Source organism: Pseudalkalibacillus salsuginis, from assembly GCF_021646685.1.
GTDB classification, from domain to species: Bacteria; Bacillota; Bacilli; order Bacillales; family Fictibacillaceae; genus Pseudalkalibacillus; species Pseudalkalibacillus salsuginis.
In genome coordinates this window covers 125,370-150,076 of sequence record NZ_JAKJHW010000005.1, presented here as the reverse complement: position 1 = coordinate 150,076, position 24,707 = coordinate 125,370, and the positions used below count along the sequence as shown (strand labels likewise).

The following is a 24,707-nucleotide window of genomic DNA, read 5'->3' as shown; positions in this document are numbered from 1 at the left end:
GGGAGGATTAGAGTGAAACGCCGTGCTATTCTCTCCATCATCATAACCTCCCTGATCGTAATTGCAGGCATTTTTGGAGGTTATTCCTTACATAATCATTTTAGCAGTCTGAAAGTATCCGCTACTTCTTCGATCGGAGAAGTAAATGCAGAAACAGAAACGATAGAGAGCCCGAAAGAGAAAGATCTGAAAACCATCATCCATGAAAGTGAAAAAAGTGTCGTCCAGTTAGAAGTCGCCCAGGATGGTGGTGAAAGTCTCGGTTCTGGCTTCATCTATAATGAAAATGGGGATGTGGTCACAAACGCACATGTTGTAAAAGGAGGCAAGAGCATCTTGGTCCGTACGGCAAATGCCCAGCAATATGAGGGGCAGCTGATCGGTATTGGTGAATCCACAGATATCGCTGTTATCCGCGTCCCTGAACTAGCTGGGGAACAGCCCCTTAAAATCGCTGAAGCCCATGAGGCTGAAATCGGGGATGAAGTGGTGGCATTAGGAAGTCCCCTTGGGTTACAGAACACGGTGACAACCGGGATCATAAGTGGTTTGAATCGAGAATTCACTATTGATGACTATACCTATTCAGGCGTTTATCAAATTTCCGCGCCAATCGCTAAAGGGAACAGCGGCGGTCCTTTGATCGATAAACAGACTGGACAGGTACTTGCGATCAACTCCGCCGGGACTGAAGAGGGCTCGATCGGATTCAGCATCCCTCTTTCTGATGTTTATAAAAAAATTGTTTCCTGGTCTAAAAACCCTGATGAACATCCAATGGAACCGGGAGATAACCTTGGCCACACATCTGATTTGACATTGGATGCTAGGGAGAGTGAATATCTGGTCGGCTATTTTTTCGGGAATTTAACTATTGGAGATTATGTAACAGCCTATTCCTTGCTCGGGAGTAAATGGCAGACGAGTACTCCTTATAAAAAGTTCCGGGAAGGCTATCTCCATACTATAGACATTACCATCAATAAAATCAGCAGCGAACCTGCTGAGGAAGAAGATAAAATCATTGTAACGGTCATTATTGAAGCACTCGAACGTAATAAAAATAAAAATACAGAGACTGTACTGTATAAATGCTCTTACGAAGTTGGATTTGAAAATAACCAGCCCAAGCTATTAAGTGGAAAAGCAGAAGAAATAGAATAGGAGAGCTCATAAAGGAATGATGCAGACAACCATAGTTGATGTGCATCATTTTTCTTTTGTGGCCTGGTAATTGCCTTTTTCCCCTACTGCGCCATTTTTACTTTTCCTTAAGTATTGCTATACTCTTAACCATAACCAAGGGGATTTAAAGGAGAAGGAAAATGAGTACGTTATTGATCGATATGGATTCGGTGATCTGTGATTTGATGAGCGAATGGCACCGCCGATATAACAAGGATTACGGCGATAACCTTAGTGCAGAGGATCTTGAATGTTGGCAAAGCGAAAATTATGTCAAACAGGAATGCGGCACCAAGATCTATGATTATTTGGATGAACCAGGGTTATTCATCCGACTGAAGCCATTGCCACATGCGATAGACGTCCTGGAACGGCTTTCAGAGAAACATGATATTTTGATTGTGACAAGCAGCAGAACCTATGCATATACCGAAAAGGAGAAATGGATCGAGAAGAATCTCCCATTCATAGGGGCGAAAAACCTGATTTTTACCCATCGAAAGGACATGGTCTGTGGAGATGTACTATTTGACGATGCACCACATAACCTTATCGCTTTCGAAGAGTCAGGTCGAAAGGCAGTGGCAATGGATTATCGATACAATCGGAATGTAGATGTTGATCGAGTACAAGATTGGCTGGAATTTGAGCAATGGGTTAAAAACTATGAAATGGGTGAACAATCGTGATGACAACGGATATTCTCATTATCGGCGGGGGGCCTGCAGGGTTATCTGCGGCAATCTGGTGTCAGCGTCTAGGCCTGGACTATCTCCTAGTTGAGGAACAAGCGGAATTAGGCGGTCAATTGAAAGACGTCCATAACCGTATCATAGACTACCCTGGAAACATCTACGAAAATGGAAGGGCACTAAAAGAACACTTAGCTGCTCATATTGGAGAATTGAACGTTCAATTCCATTTACAAATGAGGATCGAACACCTGGATCATGCTAATAAGACCGCTGTTCTTGTTCAGAATGAACATGAAAAGAAAATCGATTATAACTATTTGATTTTGGCAACAGGAACATCGGTAAGACGGCTTGACATACCTGGGGAACAAGAGATGATCGATCGGGGGGAAATTTATTCTGCCACAAAAGACCGGCATCGTTTCGAAGGAAAAAAGGTCGTGGTAGTCGGTGGAGGTGATCGGGCATTCGAAGGTGCTCTACTACTAGCTGAATGTGGCGCAAACGTCTATTTGATCCATCGCTCCAAAGAGTTCCGGGCACGCGAGGAATTCAGGAAGCCTGTCATTGACCATTCAAAAATAACCATACTGTATGACACTGTCGTCCGAAATATCAAACATGATGAAAATGGCATCATAGGAGTCGATTTACGAAATCGTTTGACCAACGGAACCACCCATTTGTCTGTAGAGGGTGTGTTCATCCGGATCGGTGTGCAGCCAAACATCCGCTATGTAAAAGAATTCGTCACCCTGGATGAAGGGAAATATGTACAAGTAGATTCATGCCAACGAACGAGTGATCCCTATATCTATGCAATCGGTGATGTTTGTACTCACCCTTTATTTTCGAGCATTTCCAATGCAACAGCTCAAGGGATGATTGCTTCAAAGCATCTTTCTCTGAAATTGTGTTGAAGGATGAATCAATAAGAAAAGCGCAAACGCCCTGATCAGCCACAAAGGTCACTGGAAGTCCGACGAGGAGGCTCGAACCAAACAAAGTTCGGTTCTGCGTGGGCAAACACTTCGAACTGAATCAGTGTGTCGACCGCCGCAGGAGAACTGAAGTGAACCAAGTGGCTGGGCGTTGGAGCTAGCCATTTCTTCATCCTTTCTTATCCTTAAAAAAAGAATTTTAGTGTTGGTACAAGTTCAAAAATAAGGGAGTGACTTCAGGTTCTATAGAGTCACTCTTTTATTTTATTACCGGGAACCAGAATCAATCCGTCTCTGCCCTGGTAAGCTTCTTTCTTTAAGCTCGTCTTATGGTATCCGCCTTCCACCCAATTATCAATTTGGTCATCGTACCAATCGCTTAAGACGTGTCCTGATTGTCCAGGTCCTACGACGTTATATGATTCAGTCGGTTCTGCCATATCGACAACAGTCCGCCAAGCTGCACCGTGGTTCACTTTTCCGGTTTTGTGACTCCAGCCGGCTGCCATCACAGTCACGCGGCTCCCTCCTACTTCCGCTTGCTTAGGGTTGAACAGGAGATTGAGCGGCTTGACAGAACCAAGCGGGTGTTCCAGCAACAGAGAATGATATTTTCCCCAGCGCCAATCATTGACATCATTACCTTGCAAGGCGGATGATTTTTTTACAGCACGGCGGAAAGCTTCAGTAGCCACTTCATTCAATCCACCCGCTTCATTAATCCATATACTCTGCTCACCACGGCTGGTTTTACGGATCAGCTCGTCAACGACCTGCGCTTTTCCCTCAAAAAGATTCATCATTTTGGAATTGATTTGGTCTTTAAATAAAACATTGCTGATCTCTGCCATCCATAAATGGAATAAGAGAGGTGCACCTTGATCTTTATGATCTTCGTAGTTCCATTTCGCAAGTAAGGTGAAGGCATCATTTTCTATTTCATTGAATTTTGTTCTAGCTAACCTCTTAATTAGCAAGGGAATCATCTCTTCCGCTTGAAGGTTGTACTGATCCATCTGAAGATCTTTCATATCATCTGCTGAAAATTCCTGGGCTTTAGAGAGACTCTGATCGATTCGTTTATGACGATAAGGCTGTGCCCATGTATGCGTAATATGATAAGGATAATCGTCATTGATGATCCTATTATTTGCGGTCGCAATAAAGCCTTTATCCGGGTTGACAACAGTGGGCAACTCGTCCCATGGTATGTATCCTTCCCATTCATATTCACCTGTCCAACCCGGTACCGGTACCATGCTGTCCCCTTTTTTTCTGATCGGTATTAGACCATTTGCCCTGTATGCAATATCCCCATCAACCGAGGCAAAGACAAAATTTTGGGCAGGTGTATGGAAATATGACAGTGCTTCTTTAAATTCAAGCCAATTTTCCGCACGGTTCATCCTGATTACGGCTTCCAGTTCGGTGGACGGTTCCAGTGCAGTCCATTTCAATGCTAATGCTGTGCCTTCTTGTTCGTAATGCGCAAATTCGGAAATAATCGGTCCATGCCTTGTGACCACAACTTCATGGTTGATATCTGCCTCATCTTTCACTTTGATCGTTTCAATGATGACTTCTGCTTTCTCCCATTCTCCTTTATATAAAAATGAGGATGGATCCGTTGGATTTCGCCTTTCAATATATAGGTCCTGGACATCCGGACCGACATTCGTAACACCCCATGCGATTTTTTCATTATGACCGACGATGATACCCGGAATCCCAGCAAATATGACACCACTCACGTTCATGTCCCTGGCCTTCAAGTGGGTCTCATACCAAATGGATGGTATACCAAGTCCCAAATGAGGGTCGTTGGCAAGAAGCGGTAAGCCGGATTCCGTTTTTTTGCCCGAAACCACCCAGTTATTACTCCCATTAAAAGGGGGCGGCACTACAGCCTCCGTTAAACTTTTCTCAATGTCGACCGGATGCTGTTTGATTGCTGATAAGACTTCCCTTCCATTTTCCGGATAGTCAGGAAATAGCTCCAATGCTTTTTCCTCAGGGAATTTCTGCAATAAATATTGTCGGAATGCTTGCCCATTCCAATGGCCGCCCAGGTCAAAAGCCATATATTTGGCAATAGCTAACGAATCGATCGCGTCCCATTTTTCCGGTTTGTAACCTAGCAAAATGAATTCAGGGGGAAGTGTATTATTCTTTGTCGCTTCAGTAATAAAAGCATTCACCCCGGCAGCATACCAATCCAGTACATTTCTCGCTTCTGAAGAGTATGCATCTAACGAAGCCTCAGCTGCTCTTCTCAACCCGAGCGTCCGGAAAAAGCGATCGCGACCAACCGTCGCTTCACCAACTACCTCACTTAACCGTCCTGATGCGACCCGTCTGCTTAAATCCATTTGAAATAAGCGGTCCTGGGCAGTTACATAACCTTGTGCAAAATACAGGTCCTCCAGATTAGCAGCTTCTAAATGTGGAACCCCAGCTTTGTCTCGATAAACAAGTACAGGTGCATTTATCCCGGAAATGACCTTTTCACCTTGAATATCCGGCAGGCTCCTCTGGAGAATATAGATAGCAACAGAAGAGGCGATGAGTAATGGGATCAGGATCACGGATAACCCGATGATCACCCTTTTCAATTTTCTCCCTCGGTTTATTTCATACTCTCTTTCTAAACCCTTCTCCATCTTTCTCCCCCTAAACTCCGTGTAACAAAATTAGTCGCCTTTCACCCCAGGCCGTACAGCTTTTGCTCTTTCAAGCTGATCTGTCAGATCTAAATGGGGAAGCCTGTCCTGTAAGAGTTGGCCCGTTTCTGCAATCAACCCTTCCAATTCCTCTACACTTCTGGCTGGGTCAGTATATGTAAGCAAACGATGAATCCTTTCAGTAAGGTGATCAGGTCTAGCTCCCATCCTTTCACATGTCTCTCTCAACCATTTCAGTCCCGGGTGGTGGATATACATGTCATTTACTGCGCTCAAGGTTATGATCAGCTTCTGAGAGACTTCGACAAGCAGTGAATGAAGAAAAAGAGAATCTCTCCTATGGATGAGTGCTTCACGGTTTTGCCATCTCCCATCGAAATTAAAAAAATGCAAAATGAGATTATCTTTAAGAATTTTCGGATAAGGAAAAAGAGATTCAGCATGGTTTCCGAACTGTCTTTCTCCCTTAAGAGGTAACCCATCAGCAAACGCCCCGATCAGACATTGCTTATCAAGGGAAATGTCTCCTTTCGTCATCGATTGGATGTACGCCTCGATTGTAGAAGTGAGAAAACTGCTGATTTCGAATTTCGTACCATCCGCCAGGTAGGTCTCAGACCATTCCCCCTCTTCATAAGGGTGAAAATCAAGGATTGTACCATTTACAGCTTTAATCGGGTCCATGCGGTCCTCATCGTCAGGAGGCTCATCCCATATCAAGAAAAGTTCAATGTCAGAGAAACGGTCATCCCAGCCCCTTGAGACAGAGCCGCCAACAAAAATCACGTCGAGTTTCGGATTTGACTTATATATCATTGACATCTTTTTAGCTTGTTCAAGTAAATTCATATAGGTCCTCCCCAATCATGGTAATCAATTCCAATTATATCAAATTACTTGGAGTATAAGGGCTCTATTTTTAGGATGATCCTTTTTACATAATTGCTGATTCTCGCGAAATTCACTCCCTTTCTGCGGGCGAAAGAAAAGTGGAAACTCCCCGCCTAGTCACGTAGGTCATTGGAAAACTGACGAGGAGGCTCGAACGAAACAAAGACTTGGTTCTGCGTGGGCTCACACATGGGATGTAACTCAATGTGCTATCCGCCGCAGGAAGTTTGAAGTGGCCCAAGTGACTGGTCGCTGAACTAGACGTCACTTCTCTGAATCAGCCTAATTCCTAAGTCTCCCCACTTGAACAGGATGTGCTGGATTCGACGTTCACCACAGGACGTGGTGGTATTTAGTCGAAGATCCTTAAATTGCAAATCGATGTGGGGGCTTGCCTAGCTCGCAATTTTCACAATAAGCATTTTCTATTAAAATCAACGGAATAAAAAAGGACATCACTCAAAAATTCGGATAATAGGCTGGCACCCCCATTTCCGGACAAAATAGAAAGAACAATATGTACATCCTATTCAATATTTTACCTTTACACCTATTTTTGATAGATTTACTTTATAGCCTACATATAAGGAGTGCAATTGAAGCCATGTTGGATTGGTATAATACAATGGTGGACTATGCTACCGATATATCGCTTTGGATTGATGTCGGGATTGCAATAGCCATCTTCATCGGTTTTGTCATTTTCAGAAAAGTGTTCACTAAATATATATTCAATTTAATTTCAAGATTGACTGATAAATCGTCAACTCAAGTTCTTCATAAAATATTACTGGCTTTTGAAAAACCTTTGAATGCCTTCTTCATCTTTCTGGGTCTTTATCTTGCCTATCGGTCCTTAGAGTTCCGTATTGAGGATATCCACTTGCCTTTACGATTATTCCGTTCATCTGTAATCATTCTGGTGACCTGGGGATTGATTAACCTATCTACGTCTTCTTCAATTCTTTTCAGAAGTATACATCGACGATTGGATTTGCAAATGGACCAAATACTGATACCATTCCTCTCCAGAGTGCTGAAGGTCGTCATCGGGGCGATTGCAGTCAGTGTGTTAGCCCAAGAATGGGGATACAATGTCAATGGTTTCGTGGCTGGTTTAGGAATCGGCGGATTGGCCTTTGCATTTGCAGCAAAAGAGGCATTAAGTAATCTTTTTGGCGGTGTCGTCATTATCATGGAGCGTCCTTTTTCAATCGGTGACTGGATACAAACCCCTTCTGTTGAGGGTATCGTAGAAGATATCGGTTTCCGGAGTACGCAGGTCAGGACTTTTTCGGATGCCCATGTAACGGTACCGAATGCGAACATCGCAAATGAGCCGATCACCAACTGGACTCGTATGAGAAAACGAAGAATCAGCTTCAATCTTGGTGTGGAATATACAACTCCAAAAGAAAAGCTTGAAAATGTGGTTGAACAGATCAGAACGATGCTTAAAGAACATAAAGAAGTACACCCAGAATTGATTATCGTCAATTTTGATAATTACAACACCAGTAGTCTCGATATCATGATCTATTTCTTTACGAAAACGACTGCCTGGATCAATTACCTGGATGTAAAGCAAGACATCAACCTGCGAATCATGGAAATCCTTGATCGAGAGGGTGTCTCTATCGCCTTTCCTAGCAGAAGCATTTATATGGAAAATCCAGACCATTCGATGCATCCTGTACAGGATCATAACAACCGTACAAACCCTGGAAAAAACATCGATAACAGGGATGAAAAGACTCGAGGCTACGGAAACGAAGATGGGGAATGAATGACGATCAGCATTGCAGGATACGTCCTGACCAACCTCGAAGGTCACTGGAAGCCCGACGAGGAGGCTAGAACCAAACAAAGTTCGGTTCTACATGGGCAAACGCTTCGACCTAAATCAATGTACCGCCGCCCCAGGAGAACTGGAGTGAACCAAGTGGTTGGGCGTTGGAGCTAGACATTCCTTCATCGAAAACAAAATTTTTATTCTTTCTTGCCTTTCAATTAAAAGAGGCTGACCCTTATATATAAAGATTTCCGTTATGACACACGTTTTGATATTGTAAATGGCAATAATTAATAGTGAAAAGGGGCTGCCAGAAAGATCAGTTTTCACTAACTTTCTGGCAGCCCCCCTGATAGTTGAATATTACTTTTTGGCATTATATTATTGATCCTGACTACTACAGTTTCAGGTGCAAAACGAATGAAGACATTTTGAGAACTTGATTATTGAATCTAGAGTCCCAGTCCTATTCATTTATTTGTAAAGTTCTTTTAACTAGGCTCTTTTTCTGTTGAAAATTTCTATTTACAAGATAGATACCAATAATAATGAACAAGCCACCAACTATGATTGAAGGGTATAACGTCTCCCCTAATAGTAACCAGCCAGATAATACACCGAAGAAAGGTGCCAAAAATAAAAAGGCACTCGTTTTTCCTGGATCACCCTTTTGTAAAAGATAATACCAGACGGCAAATTGAACAATAGAAGACATAATACTTAACCATAATAAAATAAACAATAAATTACCGTTCAAAATGAAAACTGGTTTTTCAAGAATAAAGCTGCCAAGTAAAAGTAGTAATCCACCAAAAAGCATTTGATAAGAGGATAGAACCCAAGTATCGAAAAAGGATCCCCACTTTTTAACTAATAATGTTGAAATTGCCCAAAAAACAGCAGAAAGTATTCCAAATATAATTCCAATCTTAAATTCAATTTGCGCCCCCATTGTAATGCTAACACCTACTAATCCTAAAAGAACACCAATCCATTGATAAAATTTATAGCGTGTTTGTAAAAAGATGGTACCGAATACAACAACAAGTAACGGGTTAGTGAATGTAAGAATTGAGGATTCACTAGCTGTAATGGTTCTTAAACTCAAGAAAATACAACCCATAACACCGGCTGTTTGGAAAGTACCAATAATAAGCATCTTTACCCAATTTCCTTTAGATGCTGGGTGCTGTCTTTTTAAAGCGATAACGATTACTGCCATTATGAATCCGGCAAGTGTGAAGCGTAATGCTGCTAATAACAACGGGGATGAATAAGACAAACCTATTTTACCTACAGAAAAAGAAGAACCCATTAAAAATGTTGTTAAGAGTATTAATAGTGTAAATTTGAAAGTATTCATATTATATCTCCCTACATATTATAATTACCAATCTGTGCCTATTATACCTTCTGAATACTTCAGCTATGATCGAAATATGGAATGCGAATGGAGATAAATTAAAAATGGTAAAAGCTAAGTTGTTCGAATTGGCTTTTCTGCTTTTGGAACCTTGAAATGCTGCAATGCTAACTAATTTAATGAATGGGCGATTCCATACTGCTACTACCGCTATAATTGGTGTAGAGATCGTTTGAATTATGTGTACGTGCAGCCACGGATAAAAGCACGTGTACGGTTTCGGAACTGGACAAAGAACGGAATGCTCCGATCCCCGGAGTTTGTTAATTTTATAACGTAATAAGCCAACTAGCGGACTTTAAACATACAGTTGGCTATAATTGTAGTATTCACCGTTAATTTTGGTTTGAAAACGGCAGAAAAATACAATACTTTGTTAGTTAATCAAAATATGTAGCGAAAGGGTAACAAATATGGAGATATTTGGTGTTAGAGCATTTGCAAACAAGTTGAAGGAAGAATTTCAGCAACAATGGTTCAGGAATGGAAAGAAATTGATCGTACAACGTTACGAACAAAGAAGGTAGATACATAATGCCGACATCCGGTAAAATATTGATCATTGAGGACGAAGTGCATATCGCCAGATTCGTACAACTGGAGCTTCAACATGAGGGATATGAAGTAGAAAAAGAACGCGATGGCAGGTTAGGGCTCGATAAAGCCTTAATGGAGGACTTTGACCTCATTTTGCTTGACATCAACCTACCGACTTTGAGCGGTATGGAAGTGCTACGGCGGTTACGCCAGTCTTCACAGATTCCCGTTATCATGTTAACAGCCAAAGATGAAGTGACCCACAAGGTGATGGGACTGGATTTTGGCGCTAACGACTACGTAACGAAGCCGTTTGCTATTGAAGAACTGTTGGCTCGAATACGAAGCGCCTTGAAAAGAAATCGGGTAAGCCAGAATCAGATTACAGTCGGCGGTTTGCTGGTGAACCTAGACCAACATCAGGTTCAATATAACAAAGAAATTATTGAGTTGACGAAAAAAGAATTTGACTTGCTGGTTTACCTTGCTGAAAATGCCGGCATCGTCCAACCGCGGGAGAAGATACTTGAAAGCGTATGGGGATACGATTATTTTGGCGATACGAATATAGTCGAAGTTTATATCCGATATGTAAGAACCAAGATTGACGAAAAGTTTGGCGTTAAATTAATCCAAACGATTAGAGGGGTAGGATATATATTAAAAAATGAATAAGCCGAAACGAATAAAAGTCCTGAAAAAATCGATCTATTCGATCATAACTGAACGCATAAAATTCTCAATCTATTACAAAATCAGCGCCTTCTATGCCCTTATACTTGCCGTGCTGCTCTTTATCGTATGGATTGTCACCGCAGCCGTGTTTGCGTCGGTCGGATTATTCGATGACAATAATGGTTTTTTCGCCATATTCGTTGGCATTCTTATGTTTACGTTTATTGCAGTAATCGTGATCTCGTTTATCATCGGATCGTTCACAATCCGTAAAATGCTCCATCCTATCCATCGCATAATCGCAACCGTCAATGCTATCTCTGCAGGGGCTCTACATACCCGCCTGGACACCAAGGACACCTACAATGAGCTCAAGGAACTTGCCGAAACGTTCAACGCCATGCTGGACCGTATTGAGACAGCCTACGAGAAACAGAACCAATTTGTCGCTGACGCATCACATGAACTGCGCACACCAATTTCGGTGATACAAGGCTATGCTGCTCTCTTGCAACGCTGGGGTAAAGACGATAAAACCGTGCTTGAAGAGTCGATAGATGCAATTAAAAACGAAACGGACGGCATGAAGGTCCTTGCAGAGAAGCTTTTATTGCTTGCCAGAATTGACGGTCACGAGGAAATAATCGAATGTTCCGCTTTTTCTTTGGACGACCTTTTAGAAGAAGTGGTCCGAGAAACCAGACTCATGAATTCCTGTCATTCGATTTCCAGCGACCAGAATGATAACATCATCCTTCTTGGTGATAGAGGGTTTATAAAGCAAGTTTTGCGCATCTTCATCGATAATAGTATTAAATTCACCCCTCGCGGCGGATCGATTTCCATAAAGAGCTGTTTGGTTGGAGAGCGGGCTATCCTCGTCGTGGAGGATACCGGAATTGGTATCCCCCTGGAGGATCTGCCCCGAATTTTCAACCGTTTTTACAAATGCGATAAATCCAGGACAAGAGACTCCTCGGGCCTCGGTCTCGGACTTTATATCGCAAAACAAATTATCGAAAAACATGGTGGGTGGGTCCGAATTGAAAGTGTACTGCATCAAGGGACAAAGATAACGATCGATTTGCCGCTTTGCGGTCAGGGACGTACTTCACATCAGTAGAAAAGAGAGAACAGTTGCCATTGCAACGCCCACGGAATATAGAAGATACCACCCAGCAGCATCAAACATAACCGGCGCTGAGTCATTAATTGCTTGTGTTTTCTATACCAGCTAACAGCTATGAAAATGGTACATCCCACAGTTGCAAAAGCGAGCAGTTGAAGTAGTATCCAGAATAAAGGCTGCCCCGCTATGACTGGTCCGACGTCTCTACCGCCACCCGAAATAATATGGAATTCATAAGACCAGAACCCGATGACGGACACCAAGCCGCCGACAGCCGTAGTACGAGCCGTCCATTTGAAAGGAGGAGGCGTGCTTACTGTCCTTTTAAAGAAACGGGAAAGTCCTCCGACTAAGTATCCGATAAAAGCGGTAAGGAGGATGAGAGCCAGACATAGTTGTACTTGATACCGTTCATACCAGTGCAGTTGCATGATTTCGGGTAAGCTGTGTCTCAACTGTACCGGAGTTTGACCCTTGATTTGCGCTATTGGCGAATGGCCGTCAAATACTTGTTCAAGCCACGAATTGACTGATTCGATATAACCGGGGTACAGTTCATTGTTTTGTACAAATCCGTCGTCCGTGGTCGTGTAGCCGGAATGCCCCGCACCCTCGAGAAATTGAATCGTATATTGTCGATTGCCGCCGATTTCTAGGTTTTCCTTGAATATTTGCGCGCTCTCGGCCGGAGGGACCTGCCGGTCATTACTTCCCCAGATGGCAAGAATCGGTTGTTTAAGTTTCTGCAAAGGAGGAATCGGGTCATATAGCATAGCTTTCGATTCCGAGAGCGCCTGGAGCAGGGAATACATTAGCACTTTAGACGCTTTCCGAACGGAAGTGTAGATAGCTTCGGACTTGATTCCATGATGTTGCATTCGGTTCTCAATATTCCACTCTTGTTGTTGCAAAGGCGTCATACCGGGCGCACCTACTGTGATCACGAATTTGATATCGTCCGTTAATGTGGCGGCTAATGGCGCTACCCAACCTCCTTCACTGACCCCCCATACGCCGATCCGGTCGGCATCTGTGTCTGATCTGGATTTCAGTACGTTTACCCCTGATATAACATCCTCTGCCAACAAGGAAAAGGAGCGGTTCATCTGACTGTATCCTTTGGTTCTTTTATTATAAGTAAGCACAATCAGACCCGATTTAACGAACGCTTCGGCCTCCAAACGGCGTACTTTTTGAGAGCCGGACCCGTGAACAAGGATAATCCCGGGATGAGGACCGGGATTATCCGGGATAAATACTTTCCCGCTCAGTTCCTCCTTGAATTCCCCATCGCCACTTTCAAACGTAATATCTTCCTCGGTAAAACCGGCTGTAATTGCGTATGCTTTGGACGGGGAAAAATCAAAACCAAGAATCATAATTGTTAATAGAACAAGTAACTTTGACTTCCAATGCGACAAGCTCCAATACGGCATGTAATTCATCCTCTCGTGCTAGATTGCTTAAAAGCATAGCACAGGCAGATTAGAGACCGGTTGGGTGAAGCTTAGAATTCGATTAGAATTGGGTGAGAAGGAGAAAGCCACCTGGTAAAGACGGTTACATAAAAATGCAATTCAGGGTGATATCTCATCAATGGTGTGCCGCCTAATCATTTGTACCCTGGCATGGAAAGAAAATTTCGTATACGAAGTATGCTGTTCAAGGCGGGGAGATCGACTTTTTTGCGATTTCTGGTTTCTTATCTCGTCATTTTGCTGATCCCGGTACTGATCGGGATGTACGCCTATGATAAAACGGTCAGCGTGATGGATGAGGATGCGGAGAAGGCCAATTTCGGTTTTGAACCAGAGCAAACACACACTGGACATGCGGCTGGGGGGATGGAGCAGATGGCCACGGAGCTGGCAGTGAATCCGAAGGTGCTACAGAAGGACAATGTGAATTTACAACGTTAAGAAACTCTAAGAAAAAAGCCTGATTTCTCAACAACATTAAAATTGAGGAATTAGGCTTTTTTTTCGTTGCTCAATTAAAGCGCTCTTTCGGAAGATCATTTAACAGTATTAAGATCCTTCTGGCCATATCCATGATCAATTACCACCAATTACATTTCAGAATCTTTCTTCACCTATGCTTCCTGTAAGTTAGTATGGAAAGTTATCTTCTATTACAAATCCGCTATTAAAAAACGTTTTTCTCATCGCAAAATTATCATATCTGGTATGACCTTCGATTCTAATAATATGAGGGTAATTATTGAATACATAAGTACTTAACCAATTAAGGACATGCTTTGCTATTCCTTTGCCTCTAACCTTTTCTTTCAATCGCAAATCGAATAAACATACAGGATCTTCTAAATCAAAAATTCTTATTAAACCAATTTTTGTATGATTATCCATGATCCAAAATGTTTGGTTCTCGTTTTTGTTATAATTTCCGTTGGCTAAATTTTTTCTTATAGACTCCTCAGTGGGATTCTCCTGTCCATGAAACTCCATGTTTCAGATGTTAAAAATTCTACTAATTCATCAACCATATTATTTTCAAACTCTGAATATGTGTACATCGTTCTCCCCCATAAAAAGCTACTTTCAATTAATTCAATCCACATATATGAAATTCTTTCACCGATATTATAACGTTTTCTTACTAAACTAACCTGCCCTTAGTTTGAGTAAAATCTTCACAATTTTAATGATATATTCAAACTCGAATACTCTAATTGACTAAAAAGTTCCTCAACAATATGGCCCTTTAACGGAATTACCCAAATTCATATATGCATCCTTATTTTACCAAGGAAAAATGCAAAAATGACATTAAAAACGTTGTCATAATTGGTACTCATTTTGGCAAGATCTTTTTATCGTACAATACCTGTTGTCCGATGAAATTATCATGTCATTTGGTCAATAAATGTTTGGTAAACCTTGACATTATAACAAAATGCCCTGTGTCAATTGACAGGACATTTCTAATTTCATTTATGAGATATGTGCCCCAAAAACCGAACCCTTTACCCTTATATGGCAGCCTCTTTTATCTATGTTCTTTATCCATTTGTAGAATATTGGCTTACATCTTCCACTTTCCCATCCATTCGGTGAATGATCAACTGACTTGGACGGGATTGATCAGCAAGGTCCTGAGCCTCTTGATAAGCGTCTTCTTTCCTTTCAAATGTCTTTTCGGGCTTATCGCGCCCTTCGATTTTTATTTCCCACCGCTTTTTGTCATTCGATACAATGTGGTAAATCGTTTCCTCCATCACTTATTCCTCCTTCAACGTTGTACAGGATACATACCCGCCTACAAAATATTTACACATTAATCTGCTTTTTCCGGAAAAAGTATACATACGGAGGTGATGATCATGAAGAAGAAGAAAAAGGACCCTACTACGATCGGACTGCCATCGTCCCAGCCTGAGGGGCAAGGAACAGGGTATGAAAAAGGCCCATCTGTTGATTCGGCAAGAAAGAAAACAAAGAGATAACCTGGTAAAGGGCTATTCCAAAAAAATCATGCAAGAAGCCGCAAATTTTTTCATCAAAGCCACTGTTTTCCCAAAAATGTTGTCAGGATACAGTGTGAGAGTCAGGCACTTTTGGGACATTCCCTATATAAAAAGGAGACGATTTGATGTCGCCTCCTTTCCCTGTTTCATTGTGTGAAGTTGTCATAGTACTGATCGATAATCTTTTCAATTTCATTTTCATCAGGTTTGTCACCGATAAAATCAAATGGCAGTTCTTGTTTGAACTTCCCATTCTCATACACATGTACCGCCCCATTTTGATGAGAAACACTATATTCGATCTCAAACGTATAGTCTCCGCGTTGGATGGCTCCCATTCCTCAACCTCCTCTTTGGCCTTTAGTATGGCCAGAGTCAGTTCATTTCATTTATGTCAGGAATCTTCCAATCGATTTCCTCGATTCCATTTTCGCGAAGAAAATGGTTTATCCTCGAAAACGGACGACTACCGAAAAATCCTCGATTTGCTGAAAATGGACTAGGATGTGGTGACTTGATGATCAGGTGATGATCATTTGTGATGAATTCTTCCTTTTGCTGGGCGTGTTTTCCCCATAATACGAAAACTAAAGGTTTTTCACGTTCATTCAAAGTACGGATAACAGAGTTCGTAAAATTCTCCCAGCCAAGTCCTTTATGTGAGTTCGGCTGCTTGTGCCGGACGGTAAGGACTGTATTCAGCATTAAGACACCTTGTTTAGCCCAATGGATAAGGGAGCCATGATTCGGTGGTTCACAGCCGAGGTCATCTTCCAGCTCTTTGAAGATGTTTTGCAATGATGGTGGTTTTCGGACACCTGGCTGTACGGAGAAACTCAATCCATGAGCTTGACCTGGACCATGATAGGGATCCTGCCCTAACAAAACAACCCTTGCTCCCTCATATGAGGTAAAATGAAGCGCATTGAAAATATCATTCATTTGCGGGTAAACTTTCTGCTCTCCGTATTCCTGCTTCAATTGCTCGCGGAGCTCAAGATAATAGTCCTTTTGAAATTCTTCCTCCAGAACATCAGACCAATCATTTTTTAAAATTCCCATTCGATTAATCACCCGTTTTTTTAAGATTGCTAGATTTACAGGATAGTATACCACAGGACAATCTTTCATTCCGATCAGAATATAAACCGGTTTCGCTATTATCTGACATATTCATTTTTATTTCCCGAAGAATAATAGGCAAAAATTTACGTTTTTATCATATTGATCCGAATCCTCTGTCATATACGCTATAATTAAGACAGTCGCTTTTGAAGAATCAGGAGGATAACCATGGAAATTAAAAATTGCCCATTGAAAATATCAATTGTCAGCCGTTCCTGCCCTGGAATGAAACTGGTTTCGGAAGAGGATTTACAAAAACTGCAGAAAGATTCATAAACATACAAGAAAATGACCCTACAACTTCCAAGCTGGTGAACTTGTAGGCGGTATGCAATTCCATGACTTCGAAATGATGTTTTAAAGTTCCTGTAGGCGGGATCGGAATGGTAGCTGCTGATCTTTTACATAAAAAAACTCGGGCTTTGCCAAGCCTTGGCGAAGGCTGAACCTTTGCTGCACTTATACTTTGTTCATAAACTTTTCTGCTATGTCGGTTAACTACATCGTTGAAAAGTTATACTTTCTTATTCTATAAAAAAGAAGGTGTTGCAAAGTCGCTCCTGGAATATTTCCATAATCATGATCATGAGTAAGGAACCTATTTCACTGCACTCTATCCTTTCCGGCCGGACTTTTACAAGCAAATGGGTTATGATCATGGAGCCAAAACATCCGAGATTTATTTGTACCTGCTAACAGCCGTACGATTCAACTGCTGGTCCGAAATGGAAGCCTTGTGGTTGCGAGAATGCAAAAGCTGATGCTGGACATCTCTGATTTTTCATCTGTGTTGATGGGAGTTGTACCGAATAAAACGCTATACACCTTTGGAAGAGCGGCCATTTCTGATACAGCATATATTCATACTGTCACTGATCTATTCCATGCACATAGAAAACCATCTGCTTGAACCGTTTTTAGGAGGGAATTTCAATGAATGAAAAGTCTCACGAACGAAAGCTCACAAACCTTGCAGAAGTCACACTGACCATTGGTCTCAACCTTCAAAAAAATCAAACGCTCAACATCAATGCTGACTTGGACGCAGCCCCTTTCGTGCGGAAAGTTACAGAGATTGCTTATAAAAAAGGGGCTCGCAATGTATATGTCAATTGGATGGATCAAGAAATATCGAAGCTGAAAATCATGTATGCACCTGAAAAAAGCCTGTCTGAATTCCCGGATTGGAGCAAACACCGGTCAGAAGAGTTAATCCAACAGAAGACTGCATTCCTCTCGATACGAAGTACTCTTCCGGAAGCCTTTTCAGGACTTGACCCAGAGCGTGTGGGAACGTACATGAAAGCTTTCGCTCTGGAATCGCAGCCCATCTCCTTGGCAAGAAAAACGGGAATAATCGCGTTTTGCATCGTTTGTGTCCCGAATGGAAAATGGGCACAGAAAGTCTATCCACGCGTAACACCTGAAGAAGCATTGGACAAGTTATGGGAATCGATTTTCAAGGTGACAAGGGTGGATTGTGATGAACCTGTCGAGGAATGGAAATCCCATATTGGATCTTTACTCTCAAAGGTGGCTGAACTGAATGGGAAACGGTTCAAACAGCTCCATATCGAGGCTCCTGGCACAGATCTGATCCTCGATCTGCCAGATCAGCATTTATGGATTGGCGGAGGTGCCTTAACACAAGAGGGTCTCTTCTTCACACCAAACTTGCCGACGGAAGAAGTGTTCACTGCCCCGAAGCGGAATGGGGTCAATGGAACGGTAAAAAGTACGATGCCGTTGATTTATGGCGGTACTGCCATTGAAGATATCGAGCTGACATTCAAAGCCGGAAAGATAACAGAAGTGAATGCTTCAAAAGGCCTTGAAACATTGAAACATCTCATCGATAGTGATGACGGCTCCCCTTTTCTCGGTGAAGTCGCTCTCGTACCGGAGGACTCACCGATCGCAAAAAGAAATACGATATTCTACAATACGTTGTTTGATGAAAACGCCTCATGCCACCTGGCAATCGGTTCAGCTTATCCTCTCTGTGTAGAAGGTGGGACGAATATGACCTGTGAGGAATTGAACGAGGCTGGTTTAAATACGAGTATTACACATGTCGATTTCATGATCGGCTCACCAGATATGAACATTGACGGAATTCATCCGGACGGCCGACGTGAACCGCTTTTTCAAAACGGCTGCTGGATCAAGAAGAATTAATGTTTTTATGCTCAGGGGGGTAAACTATGATTACCAGAAAAATCCGCAAAGGGAAACGCGTCTATTTAGGACGCTTTACAGAAGAGGATCTAGACAAGGTATCGGAATGGTACCATGATGATGAATACATGCGTTGTATGGACGCCTCACCAAGTTATCCGTTGTTGAATCGGGATTTCAAAGACTGGGTGGAACAGAAACCTCGCGATCAAAAATCGTTCCTATTCGCAATCCGCATGAATGAAGATGACAGGGTCGTCGGCTGGGTCGATCTGGACAGCATTCTTTGGCCTCACCGCAATGCGTGGCTTGCGATCGGGATCGGTGAGAAAGAGCTTTGGGCCCAGGGACTTGGATATGAAACGATGGAGCTCATATTGAATTTCGCCTTTTATGAATTGAATCTGCATCGTATCCAATTGACTGTTTTCAGTTACAACAAGCGCGCCATCAAGTTGTACGAACGCCTGGGGTTTAAGTTTGAAGGTGCCCAGCGTGAATTTCTCCAGCGTGATGGAAAAAGGTTCGACATGTGTATGTATGGGATATTGAGCTGCGAATGGGCCGATAAGAACAAACTTCAATGAATATTTTAATTTGGAACGCCTCCTGCAGGCGCTTCTTCTTCGTTTCTTGACGTTAAGTTGTTATAATCGAAAAAAGTAGTCCGATTGGTAAATGTATAGTAAAGGGTAGTGAATCGTAGGAGGGTTTTGCTTTGGATCCAATTGATATTTCAAAGGTACAGCCAATTATTGATCGTTTTGTCGGCAAAGACGTATACATTCACCTTGAAACGACAAACGGAGCATACGCATCCCACTTTAATGAGAAAGTATTTTCAGCTGGGGCTTATATCCGGAACGGAAAAATCAACTATACACGCGGAAAAATCACTGGTGATGGTCCTTATCGCGCCGGTTTGAAAATTGAACTTGGTTGGATTTATGCTGAAGGACTTACCCATTGGGAGCTTGATGCAAAAAACCGCTTACTGATGGCGGGACATGATACGGATGGGAAACTCGCTGTAGCACTTCAGATCAGCGAAACACCGTTTGAATAGAAAGGAGTCGGACTTATGGAAAAACAAGTACTTGTGGTCTTCCCTCATCCGGACGATGAAGCATTTGGAGTCTCAGGGTCGATTGCATTACATATAGAGAATGGAATCCCTGTCACGTATATGTGTTTGACACTAGGTGAAATGGGTAGAAATATGGGAAACCCTCCCTTCGCAAACCGTGAATCTTTACCCGAAGTTCGGAAAATGGAACTCCAGGAAGCTTGTAAAGCACTCGGGATTGAGGATTTACGTATGATGGGGCTACGGGATAAGACCATCGAATTTGAGGATCCAGAATGGCTTGCAAATGAAATCACGAAAGCGATCGACGAACTCGATCCCTCACTCATCATCACCTTTTATCCAGGTTACAGTGTGCATCCTGACCATGAAGCATGTGGAGAGGCGGTCATTCAAGCTGTCAAACGGATACCGGCATCTAAAAGACCGAAAGTTGAATGCGTGGCATTTTCCAATGACTGTGTCGAAAAGCTGGGAGAACCGGATGTCATCCTAGATGTAAGCAGCGTTCAGGATAAAAAAATTGCAACGATCGAAGCACATAAAAGTCAAACAGCAGGACTGATGGCCGGTATGAAGAAACGTCTTCAAGCAAATGAAGAGGAATTAATGAACCGGATTAAATATGAACAATTCTGGACATATAAATTCGATTGACAATCATGAAGAGGGGCTGACCCTGAGTGTCTGTGTCTCTCCATACTTAACAACATTTTGAGAAATGATGTCTTGGAGGTGTCTGACCCTTTTCTTTTGAGTCAGTCCCCTCATTTTTTGATTAATTCAATGTCCTCGGGCATTCTTTTATATCAGCAGGCTCATAATCCATGTGTTTAATCGTGCCTAACACCTCAAACATAACTTAATTGCGCGGTTTTCAAACAGAATTGCATCGTTTTAAAATTTATTGCACGATTTCTTCAATGGATTGCATCAATTCAAAAATTATTGCACAGGACGTTGACTAATTGCATTATTGATCGGTTAATTGTACACAGAACAGCCAAATTGCACCGTTCTGTCCAAACAGGCGATTCTTCAGCCCTCCTCCTTTTCATTCACTCTCTTCTTTTTTACGGATGATGTTTTTGACCTCTCCGCGTTTAGCCTTGTGTACCAAAATAAACAGCGTATCTCTTGGTTGCAGGGTCGTATTACCCGTCGGAGTGATCAATGATTCTCCACGGATGACAGCGGTGATCAACGTATTTTCTGGAAGAGGCAAGTCTTTTATCTCATGATTCAATATCAATGCCCCTTCCTCAATTTCAATCTCCATCATTTCGTTCTTCGTTTTACCGATCGAAACCAACTCTAAACTATGGGCAATCTCAGCCTTCGCGCCTTTCGAAAACTTGAAGTATTTTGATAGCGGTGATATGGTCGCCCCTTGGATCAAGGCTGATGTGAACACGACAAAGAAAACAACATTGAATATCAGTCCGCTGTTCTCAATATCGACAACCAATGGATATGTCGCCAATACAATCGGAACGGCCCCTTTCAATCCAGCCCAGGAAATGAATAGTTTTTCTTTCAGATTAAATTTTGTAAACACAAGGCTGATGAATACACCGACTGGTCTTGCTACAATCATGAGGATGGACGATAACAATATCCCCTGCCAAAATACCTTAAGCAATTGATCCGGGAAGACAAGCATTCCCAAAAGGATAAACATGAGAATCTGCATCATCCATGCAAATCCCTCATTGAACCGGACAATGGAATGACGATAGGTTATATCATGATTTCCCAAGAAGACAGCCATCGTATACACAGCAAGGAAACCGCTTGCTTCAAATAAGGTGGTGATACCGAAAGCAAATACCGCTATTGCAATCGAAAGGACAGGATAAAGGCCAGAAGAATCCAAGTTGATGTTGTTGATCAGCCATACGGCCATTTTTCCAAGTATGAAGCCAAACAGAAGACCGATACCCATCTGCCAGAAAAAGTTGAACATTAATAGGAAAGGATTAGTCTCCGGATCCTGGATCAGCTCTAAGAAAGCAACGGTTAGAAAGATCGCCATCGGATCATTGGTACCGGATTCCGCCTCCAACGTAGAGGTCAATTTTCTTTTGATATCCTTATTCCCAAGAGCGGCAAAAACAGCAGCTGCATCTGTCGAGCCTACAATCGCCCCGAATAGAAACCCTTCAAACCAGGTTACACCCAATATGTATTTAGCTGCGATACCTGTGACGGAGGTTGTGACTAAAACACCGATCGTCGCTAATGACAGGGATGGCTTATAAACCTTTTTGATGTGATGCCACTCTGTTTGAAGACCACCCTCAAATAGGATGACGATCAACGCAAACGTACCGATCAATTGTGTCAGTATGGCGTTATCATAGTAGATATATTGGCTGAGAACCATTCCGACCACAATGAAAAACACCAAGGATGGCAACCCGAGCCTGGATGAGAACTTCGCGGTTATCACCCCAATGATTAATAATATCGAAACAACGAGAATTGTATTTTCAACACTGAATTCCATTTCCGTCCTCCCTGCCTATATCGCAATTATATAAAAGGACGTTCAGTAAAAACAAACTTTCAAACTAAGAAAAGCGTAAACGCCCTGCTGGAAGTCCGACGAGGAGGCTCGAACCAAACAAAGTTCGGTTCTGAGTGGGTAAACTCTTCGAACTAAATCAATGTGTCGCCGCCGCAGAAGGACTGAAATAAGAAAAGTGGTTGGGCGTTGGAGCTAGAAATTCCTTTATCGAAACAAAAATATCTTCGAAAAAAGCTTAATGCTGACATTCAGTCAACATTAAGCCTTCTTTTCTGGGACGTGCTGTATTGAAAACAACTTTTGTAATTGGTCGGTATTCGTCGTCAAATCAGCTAACGTATATTGATCCAACACGTTGAAATAGGCCTGCATCGCTTCATTCAATATCCCTTTCAGTTTACATACGGGACTGATTATACAAGCGTTATTTGAGGAATCAAAACATTCGACCAAATAAAAGTCTTCCTCTGTCTTCCGGATCAATTCACCGATATTGATATCCTCAGGGTTCTTAGCAAGCTTGAATCCGCCATTTCTACCTCGTACCGTTTGGATGACACCCAGCTTTCCAAGTTCATGGATCACTTTCATAAGATGGTTCTTTGAAATTTTATAGATTTCCGCAATCTCTTTAATATTGACTAATTGGCCGTCTTCTTGAGCTGTCAGGTATATTAGCACCCTCAATGAATAATCCGTGTACCGGGTTAACCGCATTGTAAGCTCTCCCCTTTCGTAAAGGAGTCTTTATTCTTTCATCCTACCATTTCGGTGTATAAAGTAAAAGAATCACACTTATGATGTGTCTTTTCGATGAACACAAATGTGTCATTATTTTGAATGATGTATTTAGTATGTATCTTTAAGAGGCTCCATTTTTTTATAATAAAGATGTTAATGTAATATATCTTTAAAAATTAGGAGCTGGTTCAGATGCTAGATCGGAAGACCATTCAAACAATCCAATCGACTGTTCCTGTACTAAAAGAACACGGGACAACGATCACATCCCGTTTCTATGAACTTCTTTTCACAAACCATCCGGAATTATTAAACCAATTCAATCATTCCAATCAGCATAAAGGACGCCAACAAGGTGCCTTGGCAAACGCGGTGTATGCAGCAGCTGTGCATATTGATCGACTTGAAGCCATCCTTCCTGCCGTTAAGCAGATTGCCCATAAACACCGTAGTCTAGGTGTAAAGCCTGAACAATATCCTGTAGTCGGTGAGAATCTTTTGAAGGCGATTAAAGATGTGTTGGGGGATGCAGCCACTGATGAGATCCTGGAGGCGTGGGCAAAAGCCTACCAAGTCATCGCCGATGTATTCATCCAAGTCGAGCTTGACATGTATAAGGAAGTGGCAGGGCAACCTGGAGGCTGGGAAGACTATCGGGAATTCGAGTTGGTGAAAAAGGAGGTCGAAAGCAAGGTCATCACTTCCTTTTATCTAAAGCCAGTTGATGGAAAAGGGCTGGCAGGCTTCAGTCCTGGTCAATATGTAAGTGTAAAAGTAGAGATTCCGAATGATCCACATACGCATATTCGCCAATACAGCTTGTCAGATACACCTGAAAAAAATCATTACCGTCTTTCCATCAAACGTGAAGGCCGTGTTTCCATGCACCTTCATGACAATGTGAAGGAAGGAGACCGTATCCTCTTGAGTGCGCCGGCTGGAGACTTTACAATCGATGTTGAATCGAAACGTCCACTTGTTCTGATCGGTGCGGGTGTTGGCCTTACTCCTCTAGTAAGTATGCTGGAAACAACGGTGATCCAAACTCCTGAACGCAACGTCCATTACATCCAGGCTTCGATTAACGGAGACTATCGGGCGATGGGGGACCGGATCATGGAATTATCCGAAGTCCATGAGCAATTGAAAGCCTATTTTTGTTTTGAAAAACCGACTGAGAAGGATCGTCGAAATCGCTGTTTTGATAAAGAAGGGTATATTGACTTCCCTTGGTTAAAATCAATCATACCCGGCGACGCAGATTATTACGTTTGCGGACCTGAAGGCTTCATGAGAATGGTCATCCATAGCTTGAAACAGTTGAATGTACCTGAAGAACAGATCCATTATGAATTCTTCGGACCTGCAATCGATCTTGACGCAGAAAACCATCCCTGTTCAGAGCTGAAAACTTAGAAAATCACGCAGAATTTACTATAGAGCATATAAAGAAAACTTGGGTCAGCCAAGCCCTGGTGAAGGCTGAGCCTTAGCTGCACTTATTCTTCGTTCGTAAACTTTTCTGCTACGTCATTTAGTTACATCGCTGAAAAGTTATACTTTCTTAACGTATTATGAAAAAGGAGGCTGACTCGGTCAACCTCCTTCTTGTA

24 protein-coding genes and 1 pseudogene are annotated in these 24,707 nt (G+C 42.3%); 15 read left to right on the top strand and 10 right to left on the bottom strand.

The annotated features are described in order from the left end of the window. Positions 1 to 12 precede the first annotated feature (12 nt). The 3 genes from L1611_RS14025 (at position 13) to L1611_RS14015 (ending at position 2,800) form a co-directional block, all read left to right on the top strand. On the top strand, positions 13 to 1,164 hold the full coding sequence (locus tag L1611_RS14025; protein ID WP_236314180.1) for a S1C family serine protease: 1,152 nt from the start codon (positions 13 to 15) through the stop codon (positions 1,162 to 1,164). A 161-nt stretch (positions 1,165 to 1,325) separates the two neighbouring features. Continuing rightward, positions 1,326 to 1,874, top strand: coding sequence for a 5' nucleotidase, NT5C type (locus tag L1611_RS14020; protein WP_236314179.1), 549 nt, complete (start codon positions 1,326 to 1,328; stop codon positions 1,872 to 1,874). Then, on the top strand, positions 1,874 to 2,800 hold the full coding sequence (locus L1611_RS14015) for an NAD(P)/FAD-dependent oxidoreductase (RefSeq protein ID WP_236314178.1): 927 nt from the start codon (positions 1,874 to 1,876) through the stop codon (positions 2,798 to 2,800). The genes L1611_RS14020 and L1611_RS14015 overlap by 1 nt, the downstream gene beginning before the upstream one ends. A gap of 272 nt (positions 2,801 to 3,072) precedes the next feature. Here the strand turns inward: L1611_RS14015 and L1611_RS14010 are convergent, their stop codons facing one another. Both L1611_RS14010 and L1611_RS14005 read right to left on the bottom strand, forming a co-directional pair. Continuing rightward, entirely contained in the window at positions 3,073 to 5,481 is a 2,409-nt protein-coding gene (locus L1611_RS14010; protein ID WP_236314177.1) for a penicillin acylase family protein, read from the bottom strand. A gap of 30 nt (positions 5,482 to 5,511) precedes the next feature. Next, positions 5,512 to 6,351, bottom strand: a complete 840-nt coding sequence (locus L1611_RS14005; RefSeq protein WP_236314176.1) for a cytoplasmic protein — start codon at positions 6,349 to 6,351, stop codon at positions 5,512 to 5,514. A gap of 646 nt (positions 6,352 to 6,997) precedes the next feature. Here L1611_RS14005 and L1611_RS14000 point away from each other — a divergent pair. Continuing rightward, positions 6,998 to 8,179, top strand: a complete 1,182-nt coding sequence (locus tag L1611_RS14000; RefSeq protein WP_236314175.1) for a mechanosensitive ion channel family protein — start codon at positions 6,998 to 7,000, stop codon at positions 8,177 to 8,179. A gap of 472 nt (positions 8,180 to 8,651) precedes the next feature. Here L1611_RS14000 and L1611_RS13995 read toward each other — a convergent pair whose 3' ends face one another. Then, positions 8,652 to 9,548 (bottom strand): DMT family transporter, encoded by an 897-nt coding sequence (locus tag L1611_RS13995; RefSeq protein ID WP_236314173.1) that lies wholly within the window; start codon positions 9,546 to 9,548, stop codon positions 8,652 to 8,654. A 235-nt stretch (positions 9,549 to 9,783) separates the two neighbouring features. Between L1611_RS13995 and L1611_RS20965 the strand changes: the two are divergent. From L1611_RS20965 to L1611_RS13980, 3 genes and pseudogenes are all read left to right on the top strand, one after another. Then, a pseudogene (locus L1611_RS20965) lies at positions 9,784 to 9,888 on the top strand (ATP-dependent DNA ligase); the annotation flags it as partial. Positions 9,889 to 10,142: 254 nt separating this feature from the next. Further along, positions 10,143 to 10,820, top strand: a complete 678-nt coding sequence (locus L1611_RS13985; protein ID WP_236314172.1) for a response regulator transcription factor — start codon at positions 10,143 to 10,145, stop codon at positions 10,818 to 10,820. After that, entirely contained in the window at positions 10,813 to 11,943 is a 1,131-nt protein-coding gene (locus L1611_RS13980; protein WP_236314171.1) for a sensor histidine kinase, read from the top strand. The genes L1611_RS13985 and L1611_RS13980 overlap by 8 nt, the downstream gene beginning before the upstream one ends. On the opposite strand, the gene L1611_RS13975 is transcribed toward L1611_RS13980, so the two are convergent. After that, positions 11,937 to 13,385, bottom strand: a complete 1,449-nt coding sequence (locus tag L1611_RS13975) for an alpha/beta hydrolase family protein (RefSeq protein ID WP_236314170.1) — start codon at positions 13,383 to 13,385, stop codon at positions 11,937 to 11,939. The genes L1611_RS13980 and L1611_RS13975 overlap by 7 nt on opposite strands. 249 nt (positions 13,386 to 13,634) lie before the next feature. On the opposite strand from L1611_RS13975, the gene L1611_RS13970 reads away from it, so the two are divergent. Continuing rightward, entirely contained in the window at positions 13,635 to 13,868 is a 234-nt protein-coding gene (locus tag L1611_RS13970; RefSeq protein ID WP_236314169.1) for a hypothetical protein, read from the top strand. Positions 13,869 to 14,057: 189 nt separating this feature from the next. Here the strand turns inward: L1611_RS13970 and L1611_RS20960 are convergent, their stop codons facing one another. Both L1611_RS20960 and L1611_RS13965 read right to left on the bottom strand, forming a co-directional pair. Continuing rightward, complete coding sequence (locus tag L1611_RS20960; protein WP_407681735.1) at positions 14,058 to 14,414, bottom strand: GNAT family N-acetyltransferase; 357 nt, start codon at positions 14,412 to 14,414, stop codon at positions 14,058 to 14,060. A 554-nt stretch (positions 14,415 to 14,968) separates the two neighbouring features. Continuing rightward, positions 14,969 to 15,184, bottom strand: a complete 216-nt coding sequence (locus L1611_RS13965) for a DUF2188 domain-containing protein (RefSeq protein ID WP_236314168.1) — start codon at positions 15,182 to 15,184, stop codon at positions 14,969 to 14,971. 105 nt (positions 15,185 to 15,289) lie between these two features. Between L1611_RS13965 and L1611_RS13960 the strand changes: the two genes are divergently transcribed. Further along, positions 15,290 to 15,412, top strand: a complete 123-nt coding sequence (locus L1611_RS13960) for a YuzL family protein (RefSeq protein WP_236314167.1) — start codon at positions 15,290 to 15,292, stop codon at positions 15,410 to 15,412. A gap of 167 nt (positions 15,413 to 15,579) precedes the next feature. Here the strand turns inward: L1611_RS13960 and L1611_RS13955 are convergent, their stop codons facing one another. Further along, on the bottom strand, positions 15,580 to 15,771 hold the full coding sequence (locus L1611_RS13955; RefSeq protein WP_236314166.1) for a DUF5370 family protein: 192 nt from the start codon (positions 15,769 to 15,771) through the stop codon (positions 15,580 to 15,582). Positions 15,772 to 15,808: 37 nt separating this feature from the next. Continuing rightward, positions 15,809 to 16,495 (bottom strand): uracil-DNA glycosylase, encoded by a 687-nt coding sequence (locus L1611_RS13950; protein WP_236314164.1) that lies wholly within the window; start codon positions 16,493 to 16,495, stop codon positions 15,809 to 15,811. A gap of 733 nt (positions 16,496 to 17,228) precedes the next feature. Here L1611_RS13950 and L1611_RS13945 point away from each other — a divergent pair. The 5 genes from L1611_RS13945 (at position 17,229) to bshB2 (ending at position 20,480) form a co-directional block, all read left to right on the top strand. Then, positions 17,229 to 17,468: a sterol carrier protein domain-containing protein gene (locus tag L1611_RS13945; protein ID WP_322972561.1), complete on the top strand. Its 240-nt coding sequence runs from the start codon at positions 17,229 to 17,231 to the stop codon at positions 17,466 to 17,468. Between the two features lie 23 nt (positions 17,469 to 17,491). Next, positions 17,492 to 18,736 carry an aminopeptidase gene (locus L1611_RS13940; RefSeq protein WP_236314163.1) on the top strand — a complete coding sequence of 415 codons (1,245 nt, stop codon included), beginning with the start codon at positions 17,492 to 17,494 and terminating at the stop codon, positions 18,734 to 18,736. 26 nt (positions 18,737 to 18,762) lie between these two features. After that, entirely contained in the window at positions 18,763 to 19,323 is a 561-nt protein-coding gene (locus tag L1611_RS13935; protein WP_236314162.1) for a GNAT family N-acetyltransferase, read from the top strand. A 131-nt stretch (positions 19,324 to 19,454) separates the two neighbouring features. Next, positions 19,455 to 19,802 (top strand): YojF family protein, encoded by a 348-nt coding sequence (locus L1611_RS13930; protein ID WP_236314161.1) that lies wholly within the window; start codon positions 19,455 to 19,457, stop codon positions 19,800 to 19,802. A gap of 15 nt (positions 19,803 to 19,817) precedes the next feature. Beyond that, the gene (gene bshB2 / locus L1611_RS13925) at positions 19,818 to 20,480 is read left to right on the top strand and encodes a bacillithiol biosynthesis deacetylase BshB2 (RefSeq protein WP_236314160.1); all 663 of its coding nucleotides are present in this window, start codon (positions 19,818 to 19,820) and stop codon (positions 20,478 to 20,480) included. A gap of 397 nt (positions 20,481 to 20,877) precedes the next feature. On the opposite strand, the gene L1611_RS13920 is transcribed toward bshB2, so the two are convergent. Together L1611_RS13920 and L1611_RS13915 are read right to left on the bottom strand one after the other, a co-directional pair. Continuing rightward, positions 20,878 to 22,332, bottom strand: a complete 1,455-nt coding sequence (locus L1611_RS13920; RefSeq protein ID WP_236314159.1) for a potassium/proton antiporter — start codon at positions 22,330 to 22,332, stop codon at positions 20,878 to 20,880. A gap of 279 nt (positions 22,333 to 22,611) precedes the next feature. After that, positions 22,612 to 23,070, bottom strand: coding sequence for an RrF2 family transcriptional regulator (locus L1611_RS13915; RefSeq protein WP_236314158.1), 459 nt, complete (start codon positions 23,068 to 23,070; stop codon positions 22,612 to 22,614). 216 nt (positions 23,071 to 23,286) lie between these two features. Between L1611_RS13915 and hmpA the strand changes: the two genes are divergently transcribed. Further along, the gene (hmpA, locus tag L1611_RS13910) at positions 23,287 to 24,510 is read left to right on the top strand and encodes an NO-inducible flavohemoprotein (protein WP_236314157.1); all 1,224 of its coding nucleotides are present in this window, start codon (positions 23,287 to 23,289) and stop codon (positions 24,508 to 24,510) included. The last annotated feature ends 197 nt before the right edge of the window (positions 24,511 to 24,707 follow it).

Coding starts and splice junctions, on each gene's coding strand:
- L1611_RS14020 (WP_236314179.1), top strand. CDS start 1,326: ATGAGTACGTTATTGATCGATATGGATTCGGTGATCTGTGATTTGATG.
- L1611_RS14015 (WP_236314178.1), top strand. CDS start 1,874: ATGACAACGGATATTCTCATTATCGGCGGGGGGCCTGCAGGGTTATCT.
- L1611_RS14010 (WP_236314177.1), bottom strand. CDS start 5,481: ATGGAGAAGGGTTTAGAAAGAGAGTATGAAATAAACCGAGGGAGAAAA.
- L1611_RS14005 (WP_236314176.1), bottom strand. CDS start 6,351: ATGAATTTACTTGAACAAGCTAAAAAGATGTCAATGATATATAAGTCA.
- L1611_RS14000 (WP_236314175.1), top strand. CDS start 6,998: ATGTTGGATTGGTATAATACAATGGTGGACTATGCTACCGATATATCG.
- L1611_RS13995 (WP_236314173.1), bottom strand. CDS start 9,548: ATGAATACTTTCAAATTTACACTATTAATACTCTTAACAACATTTTTA.
- L1611_RS13985 (WP_236314172.1), top strand. CDS start 10,143: ATGCCGACATCCGGTAAAATATTGATCATTGAGGACGAAGTGCATATC.
- L1611_RS13980 (WP_236314171.1), top strand. CDS start 10,813: ATGAATAAGCCGAAACGAATAAAAGTCCTGAAAAAATCGATCTATTCG.
- L1611_RS13975 (WP_236314170.1), bottom strand. CDS start 13,385: ATGCCGTATTGGAGCTTGTCGCATTGGAAGTCAAAGTTACTTGTTCTA.
- L1611_RS20960 (WP_407681735.1), bottom strand. CDS start 14,414: ATGGAGTTTCATGGACAGGAGAATCCCACTGAGGAGTCTATAAGAAAA.
- L1611_RS13965 (WP_236314168.1), bottom strand. CDS start 15,184: ATGGAGGAAACGATTTACCACATTGTATCGAATGACAAAAAGCGGTGG.
- L1611_RS13960 (WP_236314167.1), top strand. CDS start 15,290: ATGAAGAAGAAGAAAAAGGACCCTACTACGATCGGACTGCCATCGTCC.
- L1611_RS13955 (WP_236314166.1), bottom strand. CDS start 15,771: ATGGGAGCCATCCAACGCGGAGACTATACGTTTGAGATCGAATATAGT.
- L1611_RS13950 (WP_236314164.1), bottom strand. CDS start 16,495: ATGGGAATTTTAAAAAATGATTGGTCTGATGTTCTGGAGGAAGAATTT.
- L1611_RS13940 (WP_236314163.1), top strand. CDS start 17,492: ATGAATGAAAAGTCTCACGAACGAAAGCTCACAAACCTTGCAGAAGTC.
- L1611_RS13935 (WP_236314162.1), top strand. CDS start 18,763: ATGATTACCAGAAAAATCCGCAAAGGGAAACGCGTCTATTTAGGACGC.
- bshB2 (WP_236314160.1), top strand. CDS start 19,818: ATGGAAAAACAAGTACTTGTGGTCTTCCCTCATCCGGACGATGAAGCA.
- L1611_RS13920 (WP_236314159.1), bottom strand. CDS start 22,332: ATGGAATTCAGTGTTGAAAATACAATTCTCGTTGTTTCGATATTATTA.
- L1611_RS13915 (WP_236314158.1), bottom strand. CDS start 23,070: ATGCGGTTAACCCGGTACACGGATTATTCATTGAGGGTGCTAATATAC.
- hmpA (WP_236314157.1), top strand. CDS start 23,287: ATGCTAGATCGGAAGACCATTCAAACAATCCAATCGACTGTTCCTGTA.